We start from the raw sequence: 17,130 nt of genomic DNA, 5'->3' as shown, positions 1-17,130 counted from the left end.
AGCTTACATTTTCTAAGATCCTCGACTCCTTTTCCAGCCGGTCAGATTTTTTCTACACCCTTAAATGCGAAGAGCCCTATTCGGGGGCCTCTTAAAACCTGTGCATCAGGCCAGCCTCGCGCTTTCAACCCTTCAAGCACTTCATCTAATAAAAGGCCAATAGCATGAGCAGGGTGCTTCAACTCTGTGAGGTCATCAAGTTCAAGAGCCTCATTGACCAAGCGGGCACATAAATAAGCTTTAGATGAATGCATAACCATCCCTCATTCGAGCCACGGTAAATTCCCGTGAATACTTTACAAGGGTCCGAATCTAGATCAAATACGCACCTTCTCACAACGAAAATTAATAATAATACCTGAACAATATCTAACATCAGACATGGACTACATGCACTTCCTACACAAATAACCGAATAAACCTAAATAAGAATCTGAAAAGCGCGACAAGCAAAAACTCATTTTGGCATTGCTGGATGCTCACACACAGTTCAACGTAAAGGGCCAGCACGCAGACGCCAGCGTCATCATTTCAGGAGACGCTACACCCTACGCCATGATCGAAGAAGATATAAGCAACAACTTCATTTATTCAGCTGCTGAATTTTTCGAAGTTCATTACGCCCATATGAATACCCAGGCTGCCTGTCCTTTTCAGTTCAGCGGCCACATAACCATCTTTGGCATTCTTACTGTTCTTAGAAAGCACCCACTCTTACCCGATAACGATTTAAAACTGGCACTAGAGCAATTAACGCTGGATGTGGCACAACACACTGCACTCTTGACTGTTGAGCACAATACAATTACTTCATTTAAAGTTAATCATAGTGAACACATCACTTTGCTTGAGCGTGCGGCAGGCTCTAGAGGGTTGAAACTCACAGAATTTGCAGTCGGGGTTAATGATGCCATCGCCCCGTTTATTGATTACTCCATTAATTCCCAAATGAACGAGGGGATTGGCGGAATACATGTTGCTCTGGGCGATGGATCGTCGGGCTATCACATTGACTTTCTATGCCCGGGCGCGGTGTTCAAACCTGCGCCACCCCTGTAGCCGCTGCCTGCGGCTACAGGGGGGAACGGAGATTAAGAAGCCTGTTCCCGACGCTTTTCAGCCAGTCTGCTGCGGCTGTAGAGCACGATAATCGCGAGGATGGCGATGGCTTGTGCGCTGAGCGAGTAGGCGTCTGCGTGAATGCCGAGCCAGTCGAACTCGAAGAACGGCACAGGTCGTGTGCCAAAGATTCCGGCTTCCTGCAGGGCTTTGACACCATGGCCGGCGAAGACGACGGACAAGGCGCACAGCAGCGCGGCGTTGATGCCGAAGAACACGCCCAGTGGTAATTTGGCTGAGCCGCGCAGGATGATCCACGCCAGGCCAATCAGCAGCACCAGCGCCGTGGCACCGCCCGCCAGCACGGCGTCATGTCCGGCCGGGCCCGCTTGCAGCCACAGGGTTTCGTAGAACAGGATCACTTCGAACAGTTCGCGGTATACCGAGAAGAACGCCAGCACCGCAAAGCCAAACCGCCCGCCGCCGCTGACCAAACTGCTTTTGATGTAGTCCTGCCAGGCATCGGCATGGCGGCGGTCGTGCATCCACACGCCCAGCCACAGCACCATGACGCTGGCAAACAACGCGGTGCAGCCTTCGAGCAGTTCGCGCTGGGCGCCGCTGACGTCAATCACATAGGCGGCCAGCGCCCATGTGGCCAAGCCCGCGACCAGTGCCAGGCCCCAGCCGATGTTGACGCTGCGTACCGCCGATTGCTGGCCGGTGTTGCGTAAGAAGGCGAGGATCGCCGCCAGCACCAGAATCGCTTCCAGGCCTTCACGCAACAGAATCAACAAGCCCGAGATGTAGCTCAGGGACCAGCTCAAGCCGTCGCTGCCCAGCAGCCCGGCCGACTCTTTGAGCAAGGCTTTGGCCGCGTCCAGACGCTGCTCGACCTGTTCAATTGGCAAGCCGTCCTGCAGCGATTGCCGATACGCCATCAGGGCTTTTTCGGTGGTTTTACGCACGCTGCTGTCGACGTTGTCCAGCGAGCTTTCTACCAGCTCAAAGCCTTCCAGATACGCCGCTACAGACAAGTCGTAGGCTTGCTCACGATCGCCCTCGCGATAGGCCGCCAGGCTTTTGTCCAAGGTTTGGCTGGTGTAATCGAGCAACTGCGCCGGGCCGCGCTTGACCTGCGGCGGCTGCGCCCGTTGTGCGCGGAACGTGGCAGCGGCTTGCGGACCTTCTGCGGCCAGCACTTCGCCGGGGGTCTGACGGGCCAATTCAGCGAGGTCGTAGGTTTTGTCTGCTTTAGCCGCCGCTGGGTCTGCACTCAGGCCCGCCACATAGGTGGCCAGGTCCCAGCGCTGACGGTCGTCCAGTTGGTCGGCAAAAGCAGGCATGTCGGTGCCTTCAACGCCCAGCGCCAAGGTGTTGAAAATCGCGTAGAGGCTCAGGCGGTCAAGACGCGCAGCATCGCGCAGGTTGGCCGGTGGCGGGGTCATGCCCATGCTGGCCGGGCCGTCCCCGGCGCCGGTGGCACCATGGCACACCGAGCAATGCAAAGCGTAGAGCGGCTCACCGCGTGCAGGATCCGGGGTAATCACCGGCGCTTGGCTGACTTCGTAAGCGACCGCCAGCTTGGCCCCTAACTGGCGCGCTTCACGGGCGACCTTGGCGCCGTCTTCGCGCTGTTCAATGGCCGATTGCAGGGCCTCAACACCTTGTGCCAGCTCCGCACGCTCAGGGCGTTCAGGCAAGTCGGCAATCAGACCCTTGAGGACGGTGAGGAACTCTAACTGTTCGTGATACTCGGTTTCGTCGATGACTTTGCCGTCTTCGACCGTAGGCGGATAGTCCGCACCGATGTAGTCAATAAGGTGCAACGCTTGGGAAGCACCTTCTGGGGAATTGGCTGAAACAGCGAGGCTGCACAACGCGAGCACTGGCACCATCAGCCAGGCCAAACAGCGCGATCGGGCGGTCATTGAAAGATCCGGGTGGAAATGAGAAGTAACACATTGTTCACTTCCAATGACCGCGACTCAAGATGTTTAGGTGGTGGCGCGGTGCAACGTCGCCAGAAACCCTGCTGCACCCACGAACAAACCGGCAAAGGTGCGGTTCAGGCGGCGCTGCTGTTTGGGCGTGCGCAGCAGGCGCAAGACCTTGGACGCCAAGCCAGTGTAACCGGCCATGACGATCAGATCGACGGCGATCATGGTCACACCCAGGGTCAGGTACTGGCTCACCAGCGGCTCGTTCGGGTTCACAAACTGCGGCAGCACCGCGAGCATGAACACCAGCGCTTTGGGGTTGCTGACATTCACCAGAAAGCCACGGAACACCAGCGCCAGCGGTTTGCCGATGGGGCGGATGGCCGAGTCGTCGCTGAGGTCGGACGGCAAGGCACGCCATTGTTTAACGGCGAGGTAAACGAGGTAGGCCACACCAAACCATTTGATCGCGTAGAAGGCGGTGGACGACGCGGCGAGGATGGCCCCGACACCGGCGGCGACAATGAAGATTTGCAGGGCCAGACCCAGTTGCAGGCCCAGCGCATTCCAGTAGCCGCGCCAGAAGCCGTATTGCAGGCCGCACGACATCGACGCAATGGCACCTGCGCCAGGCGACAGGCTAATGACCCAGCAAGCAGCGAAAAAGGCCAACCACGTTTCCAGCGACATCGCACACCTCGGACAAAAACTGTAACAAGTCCTTAAGCTAATGCGCGGGCTGAAAATTGACCAGATGTTTTTGCGGATAGTGCGTGTAGGAGCGAGCTTGTCTCGCGATCTTTTTAAGGCCAAAAGATCGCGAGGCAAGCTCGCTCCTACAGAGGGTTGGGCGCCTTACAGATCGCCTTCGCGCCAGCGGCGCACGGAGCGCTGGAAGAACAGGCTGTTGGGGACTTGCACCATGCTGCTGCCACTGCCGGTTTCGGCAGGCTCAACCAGGGTGGTGTACAGCAGGTTGATGGCCACAACGCGCCCTTTAACCCCCGGCTTGTCGAGGGTGTCGAGCAACTCCACCACATCGCCAATGCGAAACGGCCCCACGGTGAAGATCAACACCGCGCACAGCAGGTTGGACAACACGCTCCACATGGCGAAGAAGGCAATCGCCGCCACCGCCACAAAGCCTGACAGCGCCGTCCACAACACCGTGGCCGAGACGCCCAGGCGTTCGAGGACGAAGATCACCGCGCTGCCCATGATGAACCAGCGCAACCCGCCTCGCAGCGGCAACAGCAACTGCGGCGGCAAGGGGTAACGCTCGCCCATGCGGGTCAGAAAACGTGCAACCCCGCGCTGCAGGAAGTACCCCGCCAGCAGGATCAGCAAGATCTGCACGCCGATCCACAGGGGCGCGATCAACTCGGCCGGTACGGGTAAGTTGAGCGACTCCATCAGGACAGGGCTTCCAGTTCGGCTTGCAAGGTCTCAAGCACTTCCAGGGCTTCCATCCAGCGTTCTTCAAGCTGGCCTTCGAGCACCTTGAGCTTGGCCTGATCGGCCAGCAACTCACGCAGCTCGTCTTTGCGCGCCGCCTCGTAGACGCCGCTGTCACCGAGGCTGGTCTCGATCCGGGCGAGCTTTTCAGTGACCTTGCCCAACTCGCTTTCGAGCTTGTCGGCTTCACGCTTGTGCGGTGCCAGTTGCTGACGCAACGCAGCCGCCGCCTGACGTTGAGCCTTTTTATCGGTCTTGTCCGGGTTGATTACGGTGTTGCTCACCGGCGCATTGCGCAGGCGGTAATCAGCCAGCCAACGGGCGTAGTCGTCGAGGTCGCCGTCGAACTCCTGGACTTTGCCATCGGCCACCAGCAAGAACTCGTCGGTGGTGCTTTTGAGCAAGTGACGGTCGTGAGACACCACTAGCACCGCACCACTGAACTCTTGCAAGGCCATTGTCAGGGCCAGGCGCATTTCCAGATCAAGGTGGTTGGTCGGTTCGTCGAGCAGCAACAGGTTCGGGCGTTCCCACGCGATCAGCGCGAGGGCCAGACGGGCTTTTTCACCGCCCGAGAAGTTCAGCACCGGCTCGTCGATGCGCGCCCCGCGGAAGTCGAACCCGCCGAGGAAGTCACGCAACACTTGCTCACGCTCGGTCGGCGCCAGACGCTGCAAGTGCAGCAACGGGCTGGCCTTGGAGTCCAGCGAGTCGAGCTGATGCTGGGCAAAGTAACCGACCGAGAGGTTTTCGCCACGGGCCAGACGCCCCGCCAGCGGAACGAGCTCACCCGCCAGGTTTTTGATCAGGGTCGATTTACCGGCACCGTTCGGGCCAAGCAAACCGATGCGGGCACCCGGCACCAGTTGCAGCTTGACCTTCTCAAGGATGGTTTTGTCGCCATACCCCAGGCGCGCGTCCGACAAGTCGAGCAACGGGCTGGAGAGTTTGACCGCTTCACGGAACACAAAGTTGAACGGTGAGTCGACGTGGGCCGCGCTCAGTTCTTCCATGCGTTCAAGGGCCTTGATCCGGCTCTGTGCCTGACGGGCCTTGGTGGCCTGGGCCTTGAAACGGGCGATGTAGCTTTCCATGTGCGCACGTTGCGCCTGCTGCTTCTCGTAGGCCTGTTGTTGCTGGGCCAGACGCTCGGCGCGGGCACGTTCAAAGGCGCTGTAACCCCCGCGGTAGAGGGTGATTTTGCGCTGTTCGACGTGAGCGATGTTATCGACCACGGCGTCGAGGAAGTCCCGGTCGTGGGAGATCAGCAGCATGGTGCCGGGGTAGCTTTTGAGGAAGTCTTCGAGCCACAGAATGGCGTCGAGGTCCAAGTGGTTGGTCGGTTCGTCGAGCAACAACAGATCGGACGGGCACATCAGGGCCTGGGCCAGGTTAAGGCGCATCCGCCAGCCGCCGGAGAAGTCGGCGACCGGGCGGTCCATTTGTTCGTTGGTAAACCCCAGCCCGGCGAGCATTTTGCGCGCCCTGGCATCGGCGGTGTAACCGTCGGCGCTGTCCAGTTCGGCATGCCAGCGGGCCTGCGCGGCACCGTCCTGGGCGGCCTCAGCCTGGGCAAGATTGGCTTGCACCTCGCGCAAGCGCTGGTCGCCATCGAGCACGTAGTCGATCGCAATGCGATCGAGGGTGTCGATTTCTTGCCGCATGTGGGCAATCCGCCAGTCGGCCGGTAGCAGACAATCCCCGGAATCAGGCGTCAACTCACCCAGCAGCAAGGCGAACAAAGTGGATTTACCGGCGCCATTGGCGCCGACCAAACCGGCTTTGTGGCCGGCGTGCAGGGTCAGCTCGGCGTCTTCTAGCAGACGCTGAGGGCCACGCTGTAAAGTCAGGTTCTGAAGTCGGATCATAATGGCCGCGGAGTCTACCAGCTTCCCTCTCAACTGGCGCGAATTGCACTATGCAGACCGATCTGTGGAATTACTGTTTGAAGGTCTATGCCCTGCCCGGCATTGAGCACGCCTGTTTAAGCCTGCAAAGCCAGGGCCTGGATGTGTGCCTGCTGCTGTGCGCAGCCTGGCTGGAACACCGGCGTATCGCCTGCGATGAGGCGCGTTTTGAGTGCTTGCGGGACTGCGCTGAGCCTTGGCAACGCGACGTCGTGCAGCCCTTGCGCCAATTACGCACGCAATGGCGCGAAGCGGCCACGCACGATGACGAACTGTCTGCGTTACGCGGGCTGATCAAAGGGTTGGAACTGGAGGCAGAAAGGACGTTGTTGCGACGTCTGGAGGCGGCAACCCTGGGCTGGCTGCCTGCGCAATCGCAAGACGACTGCGACTGGCTGCAAAGACTGGTCAGCCGGGTTGAACACCCTGATCACGGCGCGCTGCAAACGCTGCGCGCCGCAATCAACCACGCTTAAGAAGCGCTGGTAGGGGTTGTTGCCGGCGTTGCGGGTGCCGCTGCAGCGGGTGCAGCCGCCGGTGTTGACGCTGCGGTTGCGGTGGCTGCGGTGGTTGCAGGCGCAGTCGCAGGTTTTGCCGCAGGCTTGGCAGCTGGCTTGGCGGCAGCTGGCTTTCTCACGGCTGGCTTGGCAGCGGGTTTGGCCGCAGGTTTAACCGCTGGCTTGGCAGGTGCCTTGGCCGCAGTAGAAGCCGGTTTGGCCGCTGCAGGTTTAGCCGCTGGTTTTGCAGCAGCTGGTTTTGCCGCTGCGGGCTTGGCCGCCGGGGTTCTGGCCGCTGGCTTGGCGGCTGCGGATGCAGGGGCTTTGGCAACAGCAGGTTTGGCGGCGGTAGGTTTGGCTGCAGGTTTTGCAGCAGCAGTGCGAGCTGTCGCTGGTTTGGCGGCTGGCGCTTTAGCAGCGGCCGGTTTGGCGGCAGGAGCTTTGGCAGCGGGTTTTGTCGCAGCGGTTTTAGCCGCAGGCTTGGCCGCTGCTGGCGCTTTGGCCGGTGCTTTAGCGGCAGGTTTAGCAGGCGCCTTGGCGGCAACCGGTGCTTTGGCCGCAGGTTTTTTCGCGCTGGCAGCAGGCTTGGCGGTGCGAGCCGTCAGGGCCTTGCCAACGGCCTCTTTAACCCGGCCAATGCCTTGGGCCAACTTGAGGCTTTCTTGAGCATCACGCTTGAGTTGCTGGATATAAGCGCGCGTTTCGGTTTGACGGTCTTTGAGCGAGTCCAGCAGTTGCTCAAGTTCTTTAACGGAAGACTTGGCTTTGGCTTGTGCCTTGGACTTGCCAGCGTGAGCGGCTTCTTGCAGTTTTTCACGCGCCTTGTGCAGTTTTTCCTGAGCTTTGCCGCGCTGTTTTTCAAGCTTGGCGAGCAACTTCTCAGCATCAGCCAGCGCTTGGGAACAGGCGCTTTCCAAATGCTCAAGCAGGCTGCCTGAGAGTTGTTGGAGCAAGTGCAACGGCGTATTAACAGACTTCTTGTTGGCCGACATGGTTTACCTCCTGGCTGAAGTGAGTGCGGCTCATACTAGACCTCTGTAAGAACCGCCGCTAGATCATGTTGACACTAACCATAGCAGCGGGTTGCATAGCGCCGGAAAACTTGTGCCAGATCACTTTTTAGCGGCCTGTTCAGATAAATTTTTTGGCCACTTCTGCGTTTATTAAAGCCCCCGATATTTCCCCCAAACAATTGTGCTCGCACAGGCATAATCGCTGGCACTGAAGACCGGAGACTGCCCATGTCGCGTGCCCTTTTATTGACCTTGTTGTGCGTTGCCTGTTCGGCCCATGCAGCCCCGGCGCAAAGCCCGCAAGCCGCGCACGACCTGGCCTACAGCTTGGGTGCGAGCCTTGGCGAGCGTTTGCGCGAAGACGTGCCGCAGCTACAGATCCAGGCCTTGATCGACGGTTTGCGCAGCGCTTATGAAGGCAAGCCGTTAGCGCTGAGTGATGAAAAAATCGAGCAGATATTGGCTGCGCACCAGGCGCAAATCGACGCGCAGCCCGCTCAACCGCAGAGCGAAGTTGCCCTGAATGCAGAGCGTGACTTTTTATTAAAAGAAAAACAGAAAACCGGCGTTCGCGAGTTGGGCAACGGCATTTTGGCGACTGAACTCAAGGCAGGCGCTGGGGCAAAACCTGATGCTCAAGGTTCGGTGTACGTGAACTATGTGGGGCGTTTGCCGGATGGTACGATTTTCGATCAGAGCACCCAGCCACAATGGTTGCGCCTGGACAGCGTGATCAATGGGTGGCGCCTGGCGCTGGCGCAGATGCCAACCGGTTCGACATGGCGGCTGGTGATACCGTCCAATCAGGCGTACGGGGCTGAAGGCGCAGGGGATTTGATCGCACCTTACACACCGCTGGTGTTTGAAATCGAGCTGCTGAAGGTGCAATAAGACAACTATCTGTAGGAGCGAGCTTGCCTCGCGATCTTTTAGAAGATCAAAAGATCGCGAGGCAAGCTCGCTCCTACCGAATGGGGTATCAAGCCTGGGCGGCTTCTTTCTGTTTGTGCGCGCTGTGCAGCACTTCGATCAAACAGTCTTCAAGCTCAAAACGCTCGTCGAGCAAGGCGCCGAGTGTTTTGAATTCGCTGGCGAGTTTATCGCAATCCGGGCGATGCGCTTTGCCGTCGCAGTGGTCGTTAAAGGCCAATGCTGCTTCGGTAATGACGTTGATTCGGGGGTAGATGGTCTCTGCCAAGGCAAGCCCGCGCTCATCATTGAACGCTTTCGCTTCCTCGTTGAGCTGCTCATAAATTTCGAAGTGGCCTGCAGAAACGTAATCAACCAGCAGTTGGCAGAACTCTTTTTGAGGCCCGCGCTTGGGGTTGCGCTGCTGATCAATGACAGCCGCATACGCGCTCACAAGCTTACTGCGCTCATGCAACCAGCGGTCTACCAACTGGTGAACACCGTTGAAGCGTTCCTGAGCACTCTTACATCTTTCGAGCATGATGATCTCTCTTCCCTAGTGGGCCCATGCCACCCGACTGAGCCGGGCCTGTGTGGACCAAAACCTGTGCAGATACACCGGCAATGGGCGATATAACTCCAACAATGCGTGCGGGCCAGATTATGCCCGCCAAGCAACTGCTTCAAGGTACGCACGAGAGAAAGTTCATACAAGCGTTTAATACGAAGTGCTACTTCTGGTCGCAGGACCGGGCTTTTTACGCGGTAAGAAATAGCGCACCCACTGGAACAGACTCAGCGCCGCCAAACCTGCAAACGCCAGCATGCTCAGCTCGGGGATGCTCAGGTCAAAGAGTGTCCACTGGATATGCGCGCAGGCTTCGGTCCCGCGGTAGACCGACGTAAACAGATCGCCCAGTGACAGGTTGTTCCACAGGTGCGCCAAATCTGGCTGACAAATCATCAACTGCTGCGCCGGTAATCGCTGATAAAGCACTTGGCAGGTGGCACTGGCCAAACCCGCCAGAGCCAGCAGCATGGCCACCATTGAGTAAGCCAGTACGCCGACGGCACGCGGCGCATGGACAAAGGCGATCAGGTTGACCCCACAAAAAGCCAGTAACAGATAGCGTTGCACCAGACAGAGCAAACAGGGGCTCAGCCCGGGCCCGTACTCCAGATACAGAGAGGCGCCCAGCACCGCAGCACTGGTAACCAACGCCAAAAGGAATATGAAACGTGAGCAGGCCAACAACATGGCTTTTCCGTAACAAAATAGACAGGCGGGTACGGTAGAGGAAAGCCAATAGCCCTTTCAAGGCCAGCCAATACGGATACTTCCGTAAGCTTGTAGGGAATCACCAACAACAGCTGAAAGCCTTTAGTGCATGCAGTGTACGAAATTTCTTGGCGTGCCTAAAAAGCGGTCCACCCCTGTGAAAACGGTCAATGACGGTTCCCACAGGGGGTGTTTACAAAACGCTCTATTGCGGTAAGGGCAGCGCCAGCAAACGTTCATCCAGCAAGTTCAGGCCTTCCTGAAACAACTGGTTGCTGCGCGCCGTATCACCCAACTGGGCCAAGAGCCGTGCTAGCTCTGCACAGGTTTCTGGGTTGCGCTCAAGCTTGAGACTGCTTTCAAAGTAGTCCCGCGCCTTGCCCCACAGGCTGTTCTGCAAGCACAGGCGGCCCAGGGTCAGCAGCAAGCTGGCGTCCGCCGGGTGCGCCTTGAGCCAACCTTCTGCGGTCTGCAATTGCTTGACCGGGTCGCTGCCACGCAGCAAGCCATACAGGCGCACCAAGTGGCTGTCGTACGTGCGCTTGAGCGCACCGCGCACCACTTCTTCGGCCTCGGACTGTGCGCCCAGGCGACGCAATTGCTCGGCATAAGCCAGTACCAGAGTGGGCTCCTGACGCTGTGCCGAGGTCAGTTGCTGCCAGGCCAGAGTCAACGATTGCAGCCCGGCCTCGCCCCCCGTGTCGCGTTGCGCCGCCAGGCCAAGGTTTTGCCCCCAGGCGCGGCGTTCAAGTTCAGCCAGCTCCTGGGCAGGCAAGACTTTGTCTTTACGCAACTCAGGCAGCAGGCGGATCAGGGCCGACCAGTCGCCGCGCTGCTGGTGCAGGCGCTGAAGCTGGCGCAGCACCTGCACATTATGCGGATGGCGTTCGTGCATGGCCTGCAAGGTGTTGAGGGCGCCTTCGGTGTCTGCGCGATCAACTTGCAGTTGCGCATGGTTGAGGGCAATCGCCAGTTCGGCCTGGGGCTGACGCTCAAGGGCGCGCTCAAGCAGGCTGTCGCTTTCTTCGTAACGGCCCTGCTCATTGGCCGCACGCGCGGCACCGAGGTAGAACAGCAACGGTTGGCGCTCGGCTTCTGCGGCGCGGGTCAGGTGCTTTTGCGCGCTGACCCAGCGGCCCTCGGCCAAGTCCATCTGGCCTTGCTCGATCGCCAGTTGAATGCGACGGCTGCGGTTACGCCGTGACCACGGGTTGACCAGGCCAGTCGAGACGCTGAACAGCTCAACCAACAGTTTGATGCCCCAGATCACCAGCCACAGGATCACCAGCACAGCCAGAGACGCCCACAGGCTGGATTCGTAGCGGAAGTTTTTGTAAGCCACCAGCACGTAGCCTGCGTCCTCGGAGATTGCCAGACCGACGCACGCAGCGGCCGCAATCAACAAGAACACAATCACATACAGACGCTTCATGGGCGGGCCTCCTCGGCCGGTTTGGCCGCCGCACGACCCGGTTCGTCAGCCTCGACATGCCGACGCTCAAGGTAGGCCTGCATCGCACTCAAGGTGCCCGCCAGGTCCGGCGTCTTGACCGTGACCGGCTGTTTGCTCAGCTCAACCACTTGCTCCAGCATTTTTTTGCTTTGCGCGTTGTCCTGGTTGAAGTTGCCTTTGAGCACCTCTTGCGCCTGCGCCAAGGCCTGGGTGTAGACCGAGGCCTGGCCGTTAAGCGCAGCCCACTGCGCTTGCTCCAGCGCCAGGCTCAAGGCCAGACGCACTTGGGTCAGGCTTTGCCCTGCCAGCAACGGCCGCACGTTTTTGTCGGCATTGAAGTCGATGCGGATGTAATGGGAGATTTCATCCCACCATTGCTCCCAGCGGCTTGCCCCGTCGCCATCGGCGGTCAGGCCCAGCAATGAGTCACCGGAGTCCTTGAACTCGGGCGCCAGCGCGGTGAGTTGCGACACTTGATCACGCAAGGCCGCCAACTGCAGGAACACACCCGTGCGGTCCGGCTGTTCGACGCTGCGCAAAGCGGCGAGGCTCTTGGCCAGTTGCTCGCGGGCAGCGAACGAACCCGGATCATTCTGCTCACGCAAAATATCATCGGCGCCCTGCACCAGCGCCTGGGCGCTGCTGATGTCTTGCAGCGCTGACAAGCGCAGGCTGGCCAGGCGCAACAAGTGCTCGGCCTCGGCCAGACGCCAGTCTTTGCGGCTTGCCCCCAGCACGGTCTCAAGGCGTTGATTCAAGCGTTGCTGATCGCCTTGCAGTTGCACCACCAATTGACGCTGGTTATCCAGGTCGTTGGCCGAAGGCAACTGGTTGAGCCGCGTCAGCAGTTGCTGCTCACTTTGTTTGATCGACAGCGTTTGTGCGCCCAGCGCCTGCACTTCTGCCAATTGCTCGGCAGTGCTGGCTTCCAGATGGCGCATCTGCCATACCGCCCAACCGCCGACCGCGATGCCGGCAGCGCCGAGCAACAGCGCGAAGGCGGCCAGACCATTGCCCCGGCGTTCAGGCTTGATGACAGGTTTTTCAACCGGCGCTTCTGGCGCGGGCTGCACGTGTTCTTTTGGCAAGACTGTTTCGCTCACGTATCCATCCTTTGCGTTAGAAAGCAGGTACGGGATGTGCCCGTAGCGCCGCCAGCAAAGCCGTAGCGCTCGCGCCACGGCAATCCACAACGTTTTTGGCCCCGGCATCGCGCGCAATCTGCGCAACGCGAGGGCTTGGAACAAACAATGTCATACCACTCAGTTGGGGCCAGGCATCACCTGCCAACTGCTGCAAATGTTCAAACCCCTGTCCACTGCTGACCACCAGCGCGTTCAGGCGTTCCGCTTTTATGCGTTCAAGCAGTGTGTGAGCCGGGTAAGACGGCAGCGTCCGGCGATACAGTTCGAGGTAATCGACCTGCGCGCCCAGCTGGCGCAGGCGCTCGGCGAGCATTTCCCGCCCGCCCTCGCCGCGCACGATCAGCACCTTGGGCTCGCTGCACGTCACCGCTTGGGTAAACGCGGGCAACGCCAGCAAGGCCTCACTGTCATCTGCGGATAAAGGGTAGCTAACATCCAGGCCATGCTCGGCGAGAATCTGCGCAGTGGCGGCACCCACACTGAACCACGGCTGCTCAGGCGCTTGCGGCCAATACTGGCTGACCCACTGCACGCCCAGGCGCGCAGCGGGCTTGCTGACCACAATGACCGCGCAATAGCGGTCCAGGTGGGCGACCATCTCGCGCTGGCTTGCGCTCAATGCTAGCGGTTCGATGGCCAGCAGCGGCAAGCGGCTGCTGAACACACCCACAGTGGCCAGCTCGTTCGCGAGTGCTGCCGACTCCTCAGCGGGTCGGGTCAGCAGCAGGCGCCAGCCTGTCACTCGTGACCCGCCTCGCCGTAGACTGCTTTAAGAATCTCACCGGCGCCTTGTGCCAGCAGGTCTTCGGCGACCTGCACACCCAACGCTGTCGCCGCACTGTGCGGGGCACGTGCGTCGGCGCTCAGCAATGTGCCACCGGCGGGCTCACCGACCAGGCCACGCAGCCAGATCTGCTCGCCTTCCAGCACGGCATAGCAGGCGATGGGTACTTGGCAGCCGCCATTGAGGTGTTTGTTGAGCGCGCGTTCAGCGGTCACGCGCACTGCCGTGTCGGCATGGTGCAGCGGCGCCAGCAACGCGTGAATTTCGTGGTCAGCGCTGCGGCATTCAATGCCCACGGCACCCTGCCCACCGGCTGGCAGGCTGTCTTCGACACTGATCGCCGAGGTGATGCGGTCTTCAAAGCCCAAGCGGATCAGGCCCGCAGCGGCGAGGATGATGGCGTCGTATTCACCGGCGTCGAGCTTGGCCAGACGCGTGTTGACGTTGCCGCGCAGAAAGCGGATTTCGAGGTCTGGCCGACGGGTCAGCAACTGAGCCTGACGGCGCAGGCTCGACGTGCCGACCACACTGCCGGCCGGCAAGGCTTCGAGGCTGGCAAAGGTAGTGGAGACAAAAGCGTCACGCGGGTCTTCGCGCTCGCAAATGCAGAACAGACCGAGGCCTTCAGGGAAGTCCATCGGCACGTCCTTCATGGAGTGCACGGCGATGTCAGCTTCGTTTTCGAGCAGGGCGGTTTCCAGCTCTTTGACGAACAGACCCTTGCCGCCGATTTTCGACAGCGGCGAGTCCAGCAGCTTGTCGCCACGGCTGACCATCGGCACCAGCGTCACCACAAGACCTGGGTGAGCCTGCTCTAAACGGGCTTTGACGTATTCGGCCTGCCACAGAGCCAGGGCGCTTTTACGGGTAGCGATGCGGATTTCGCGAGAGGACATGGATCAATCCGTACTGAAAAGATACGGCTGATAATAACAGCTCAGCCAAAACAGCTTTGACTTGTATCAGAAAGTACGTGGCCGTTTAAGCCAGGAGCAGGCCATCCGTTATAGGAGGGCGAATAAATACCGCGTGGGAGCGGGCTTGCTCGCGATGGCATCGACCCTATGATTCAGGCATACCGCGCCGCCTGAATCGCGAGCAAGCCCGCTCCCACCACAATGACCATTTGCCGTGTCAGAGCTGCTGCATCATTTTGCGCACGCCCGCCACGTGGCGGCGGCTCACAATCAGTGCATCGCCATTGAGCCCCTTGAGGAACAACTGAAAGTGCCCCAGCGGGGTACGTTGCAGGCGTTCGATACGGTCACGCGCCACCAGCGCGTTGCGGTGGATACGCACAAAGCGTTCACCGAATTCGTCTTCGAGGGCTTTGAGGGGCTCATCGAGCAACACTTCGCCGCCCTCGTGACGCAAGGTCACGTATTTATGGTCAGCGATGAAATAAATCACTTTGTCGATAGGGATGAGTTCAATGCCTTTTCGGGTTCTGGCACTGATGTGGCTGCGCGGCCCGCTGCCCGTTTGCGCGGCAGGCCGAGTCAGGGCCGCCAGTTGCACACGGTTAGGCCGGTGCGCGTCTTTCAAGGCCGCAGTAAGGGCCTCGGCGCTGACCGGCTTGAGCACATAGCTCACACCGCTGTCTTGCAGGGCCTGAACAGAGAACTCGTCAGGCGTTACGCAAAACACCACGGCGGGTGGCAATTCGCGCTCGCATAATTTGGCAGCGACCTGCAAACCGTCGAGGCCCGGCATCTGGATGTCCAGAAGTACGACATCGGGCTTCAGGCTTTCGATCAGGCTCAGAGCCTCTTCGCCATGAGTAGCGGCGGGCTCCAGCGGCGTATAACCCCCAACAGCATTGAGCAAACGGCTCAAGTGCTCTCGGGCCAAGGTTTCGTCATCAACGATCAGGACATTCATATAGCGCTGTATTCCTGCGTGAGTCTCGCACAAGGATAGCGTAGACAGGTGAAGTGACGGCTGTCACAGCGATCCACGCTAAGACTAGCGTGAAGGCCAAAAAGTGCCGCAAGTCGCACAGCAAAATTCACCTGTGTCTGTTGCTCGATTTAATACCGGATGCGTCCAACAAGCTACAAAGACCTGCAAAGACTGCTCCATACGACCAACTGTAGACGGTTGCCAAGACGAATGGGGCCAATCTATACAATTCGTTTCGGTATTTTGTTTATACCTCAAATCCGTTAAAACCTGCCGACCTGCGTCAACGCCTTGAATGGCAACCCTGTTATGATCCGCCATAACTTTTTATGTACTCCCCCTCAGCCGATTACGAGCGAATCCATGAGCACCGACAAGACCAATCAGTCCTGGGGCGGCCGCTTCAGTGAACCCGTCGACGCCTTCGTTGCGCGCTTCACTGCCTCGGTCACTTTCGACCAGCGCCTTTATCGCCACGACATCATGGGCTCTGTGGCCCACGCCACCATGCTGGCCAAGGTCGGTGTGCTGACCGATGCAGAGCGCGACAGCATCATCGACGGTTTGAAAACCATCCAGAGCGAAATCGAGGCCGGCACTTTTGACTGGCGCGTCGATCTGGAAGACGTACACATGAACATCGAAGCGCGCCTGACAGACCGCATCGGCGTGACCGGTAAAAAGCTGCACACCGGGCGTAGCCGTAACGACCAGGTCGCTACCGATATTCGCCTGTGGCTGCGTGATGAAATCGACCTCATCCTGGCTGAAATCACACGCCTGCAAAAAGGCCTGCTGGAGCAAGCCGAGCGCGAAGCCGAGACCATCATGCCGGGCTTTACGCACCTGCAAACCGCTCAACCGGTGACCTTCGGGCATCACATGCTGGCCTGGTTCGAGATGCTCAGCCGCGACTACGAGCGTCTGGTCGACTGCCGTAAACGCACCAACCGCATGCCGCTGGGCAGCGCCGCACTGGCGGGCACCACCTACCCGATCGACCGTGAGCTGACCGCGCAACTGCTGGGCTTTGACGCCGTGGGCGGCAACTCGCTGGACAACGTCTCGGATCGCGATTTCGCCATCGAATTCTGCGCCGCCGCGAGCATTGCGATGATGCACCTGTCGCGCTTCTCCGAAGAGCTGGTGCTGTGGACCAGCGCGCAGTTCCAGTTCATTGATCTGCCCGACCGCTTCTGCACCGGCAGCTCGATCATGCCGCAAAAGAAAAACCCCGACGTGCCAGAGCTGGTACGTGGCAAAAGCGGCCGCGTGTTCGGTGCCCTGATGGGCCTGCTGACCCTGATGAAAGGCCAGCCATTGGCCTACAACAAGGACAACCAGGAAGACAAAGAGCCGCTGTTCGATGCCGCTGACACCCTGCGTGACTCGTTGCGTGCGTTTGCCGACATGATCCCGGCGATCAAGCCCAAGCACGCGATCATGCGTGAAGCGGCGCTGCGCGGTTTCTCGACGGCAACCGACCTGGCCGACTACCTGGTGCGCCGTGGCCTGCCGTTCCGTGACTGCCACGAAATCGTTGGTCATGCTGTGAAATACGGCGTGGAAACGGGCAAAGACCTGGCCGAAATGAGCCTGGAAGAACTGCGCCAGTTCAGCGATCAGATTGAAGACGACGTGTTTGCCGTGCTGACCCTGGAAGGTTCGGTCAACGCCCGTAATCACATTGGCGGCACAGCGCCCGCCCAGGTGAAAGCGGCAGTGGTTCGCGGCAAGGCCTTGCTGGCCAGCCGTTAAACACTGCGCTTGTAGGAGCGAGCTTGTCT

At 59.5% G+C, this 17,130-nt stretch carries 17 protein-coding genes and 1 pseudogene; 4 read left to right on the top strand and 14 right to left on the bottom strand.

Going from position 1 to position 17,130, the window contains the following annotated elements:
• Window positions 1–41: 41 nt before the first annotated feature.
• Complete coding sequence (locus tag GHO32_RS21425; RefSeq protein WP_153442990.1) at window positions 42–254, bottom strand: hypothetical protein; 213 nt, start codon at window positions 252–254, stop codon at window positions 42–44.
• A gap of 208 nt (window positions 255–462) precedes the next feature.
• Between GHO32_RS21425 and GHO32_RS21420 the strand changes: the two genes are divergently transcribed.
• The gene (locus GHO32_RS21420; RefSeq protein ID WP_178113919.1) at window positions 463–1,059 is read left to right on the top strand and encodes a hypothetical protein; all 597 of its coding nucleotides are present in this window, start codon (window positions 463–465) and stop codon (window positions 1,057–1,059) included.
• Window positions 1,060–1,091: 32 nt separating this feature from the next.
• Here GHO32_RS21420 and GHO32_RS21415 read toward each other — a convergent pair whose 3' ends face one another.
• The 4 genes from GHO32_RS21415 to GHO32_RS21400 form a co-directional block, all read right to left on the bottom strand.
• Entirely contained in the window at window positions 1,092–2,990 is a 1,899-nt protein-coding gene (locus GHO32_RS21415) for a cytochrome c/FTR1 family iron permease (protein ID WP_048366901.1), read from the bottom strand.
• A 66-nt stretch (window positions 2,991–3,056) separates the two neighbouring features.
• Window positions 3,057–3,689 carry a LysE family transporter gene (locus GHO32_RS21410; protein ID WP_048366902.1) on the bottom strand — a complete coding sequence of 211 codons (633 nt, stop codon included), beginning with the start codon at window positions 3,687–3,689 and terminating at the stop codon, window positions 3,057–3,059.
• Between the two features lie 165 nt (window positions 3,690–3,854).
• Window positions 3,855–4,412 carry a mechanosensitive ion channel family protein gene (locus tag GHO32_RS21405; RefSeq protein ID WP_153335232.1) on the bottom strand — a complete coding sequence of 186 codons (558 nt, stop codon included), beginning with the start codon at window positions 4,410–4,412 and terminating at the stop codon, window positions 3,855–3,857.
• Window positions 4,412–6,322 carry an ATP-binding cassette domain-containing protein gene (locus tag GHO32_RS21400; protein WP_048366904.1) on the bottom strand — a complete coding sequence of 637 codons (1,911 nt, stop codon included), beginning with the start codon at window positions 6,320–6,322 and terminating at the stop codon, window positions 4,412–4,414. The genes GHO32_RS21405 and GHO32_RS21400 overlap by 1 nt, the downstream gene beginning before the upstream one ends.
• A 50-nt stretch (window positions 6,323–6,372) precedes the next feature.
• Between GHO32_RS21400 and GHO32_RS21395 the strand changes: the two genes are divergently transcribed.
• The gene (locus GHO32_RS21395) at window positions 6,373–6,837 is read left to right on the top strand and encodes a TIGR02444 family protein (protein ID WP_153335233.1); all 465 of its coding nucleotides are present in this window, start codon (window positions 6,373–6,375) and stop codon (window positions 6,835–6,837) included.
• Here the strand turns inward: GHO32_RS21395 and GHO32_RS21390 are convergent.
• Window positions 6,834–7,850, bottom strand: coding sequence for an AlgP family protein (locus tag GHO32_RS21390; RefSeq protein WP_153335234.1), 1,017 nt, complete (start codon window positions 7,848–7,850; stop codon window positions 6,834–6,836). The genes GHO32_RS21395 and GHO32_RS21390 overlap by 4 nt on opposite strands.
• Before the next feature lie 336 nt (window positions 7,851–8,186).
• On the opposite strand from GHO32_RS21390, the gene GHO32_RS21385 reads away from it, so the two are divergent.
• The gene (locus GHO32_RS21385) at window positions 8,187–8,762 is read left to right on the top strand and encodes an FKBP-type peptidyl-prolyl cis-trans isomerase (protein WP_371924554.1); all 576 of its coding nucleotides are present in this window, start codon (window positions 8,187–8,189) and stop codon (window positions 8,760–8,762) included.
• 88 nt (window positions 8,763–8,850) lie between these two features.
• Here the strand turns inward: GHO32_RS21385 and rsd are convergent, their stop codons facing one another.
• From rsd to GHO32_RS21345, 8 genes and pseudogenes are all read right to left on the bottom strand, one after another.
• Entirely contained in the window at window positions 8,851–9,321 is a 471-nt protein-coding gene (gene rsd / locus GHO32_RS21380) for a sigma D regulator (protein WP_123750962.1), read from the bottom strand.
• Window positions 9,322–9,498: 177 nt separating this feature from the next.
• On the bottom strand, window positions 9,499–10,038 hold the full coding sequence (locus GHO32_RS21375) for a disulfide bond formation protein B (RefSeq protein WP_153335236.1): 540 nt from the start codon (window positions 10,036–10,038) through the stop codon (window positions 9,499–9,501).
• A 226-nt stretch (window positions 10,039–10,264) separates the two neighbouring features.
• The gene (locus GHO32_RS21370) at window positions 10,265–11,491 is read right to left on the bottom strand and encodes a heme biosynthesis protein HemY (RefSeq protein WP_153335237.1); all 1,227 of its coding nucleotides are present in this window, start codon (window positions 11,489–11,491) and stop codon (window positions 10,265–10,267) included.
• Window positions 11,488–12,615 (bottom strand): uroporphyrinogen-III C-methyltransferase, encoded by a 1,128-nt coding sequence (locus tag GHO32_RS21365; protein WP_048390500.1) that lies wholly within the window; start codon window positions 12,613–12,615, stop codon window positions 11,488–11,490. Before GHO32_RS21365 ends, GHO32_RS21370 begins: the two co-directional genes overlap by 4 nt.
• Window positions 12,616–12,631: 16 nt before the next feature.
• Window positions 12,632–13,399, bottom strand: a complete 768-nt coding sequence (locus GHO32_RS21360; protein ID WP_262126086.1) for a uroporphyrinogen-III synthase — start codon at window positions 13,397–13,399, stop codon at window positions 12,632–12,634.
• Complete coding sequence (hemC, locus tag GHO32_RS21355; RefSeq protein WP_153335238.1) at window positions 13,396–14,337, bottom strand: hydroxymethylbilane synthase; 942 nt, start codon at window positions 14,335–14,337, stop codon at window positions 13,396–13,398. The genes GHO32_RS21360 and hemC overlap by 4 nt, the downstream gene beginning before the upstream one ends.
• 238 nt (window positions 14,338–14,575) lie before the next feature.
• Window positions 14,576–15,322, bottom strand: a complete 747-nt coding sequence (locus GHO32_RS21350; RefSeq protein WP_153335239.1) for a LytTR family DNA-binding domain-containing protein — start codon at window positions 15,320–15,322, stop codon at window positions 14,576–14,578.
• Window positions 15,319–15,441 (bottom strand): annotated as a pseudogene (locus tag GHO32_RS21345) (sensor histidine kinase); the annotation flags it as partial. The pseudogene GHO32_RS21345 and the gene GHO32_RS21350, both read right to left, overlap by 4 nt.
• A 265-nt stretch (window positions 15,442–15,706) precedes the next feature.
• Here GHO32_RS21345 and argH point away from each other — a divergent pair.
• A complete protein-coding gene (argH, locus tag GHO32_RS21340) occupies window positions 15,707–17,101 on the top strand; it encodes an argininosuccinate lyase (protein WP_048390503.1) in 1,395 nt (464 codons plus the stop codon).
• The last annotated feature ends 29 nt before the right edge of the window (window positions 17,102–17,130 follow it).

It is taken from the genome of Pseudomonas sp. FSL R10-2189, from assembly GCF_009600325.1.
GTDB lineage: Bacteria > Pseudomonadota > Gammaproteobacteria > Pseudomonadales > Pseudomonadaceae > Aquipseudomonas > Aquipseudomonas helleri.
The sequence above is the reverse complement of the archived record's forward strand: the minus strand, read 5'-3'. Positions and strand labels throughout refer to the sequence as shown.

Bases quoted from the DNA above. Each gene is read 5' to 3' on its own strand.
- GHO32_RS21395 (WP_153335233.1), top strand. From the start codon at position 6,373: ATGCAGACCGATCTGTGGAATTACTGTTTGAAGGTCTATGCCCTGCCC.
- GHO32_RS21350 (WP_153335239.1), bottom strand. From the start codon at position 15,322: ATGAATGTCCTGATCGTTGATGACGAAACCTTGGCCCGAGAGCACTTG.
- GHO32_RS21370 (WP_153335237.1), bottom strand. From the start codon at position 11,491: ATGAAGCGTCTGTATGTGATTGTGTTCTTGTTGATTGCGGCCGCTGCG.
- GHO32_RS21400 (WP_048366904.1), bottom strand. From the start codon at position 6,322: ATGATCCGACTTCAGAACCTGACTTTACAGCGTGGCCCTCAGCGTCTG.
- GHO32_RS21375 (WP_153335236.1), bottom strand. From the start codon at position 10,038: ATGTTGTTGGCCTGCTCACGTTTCATATTCCTTTTGGCGTTGGTTACC.
- GHO32_RS21415 (WP_048366901.1), bottom strand. From the start codon at position 2,990: ATGACCGCCCGATCGCGCTGTTTGGCCTGGCTGATGGTGCCAGTGCTC.
- GHO32_RS21405 (WP_153335232.1), bottom strand. From the start codon at position 4,412: ATGGAGTCGCTCAACTTACCCGTACCGGCCGAGTTGATCGCGCCCCTG.
- GHO32_RS21410 (WP_048366902.1), bottom strand. From the start codon at position 3,689: ATGTCGCTGGAAACGTGGTTGGCCTTTTTCGCTGCTTGCTGGGTCATT.
- rsd (WP_123750962.1), bottom strand. From the start codon at position 9,321: ATGCTCGAAAGATGTAAGAGTGCTCAGGAACGCTTCAACGGTGTTCAC.
- GHO32_RS21390 (WP_153335234.1), bottom strand. From the start codon at position 7,850: ATGTCGGCCAACAAGAAGTCTGTTAATACGCCGTTGCACTTGCTCCAA.
- GHO32_RS21425 (WP_153442990.1), bottom strand. From the start codon at position 254: ATGCATTCATCTAAAGCTTATTTATGTGCCCGCTTGGTCAATGAGGCT.
- hemC (WP_153335238.1), bottom strand. From the start codon at position 14,337: ATGTCCTCTCGCGAAATCCGCATCGCTACCCGTAAAAGCGCCCTGGCT.
- argH (WP_048390503.1), top strand. From the start codon at position 15,707: ATGAGCACCGACAAGACCAATCAGTCCTGGGGCGGCCGCTTCAGTGAA.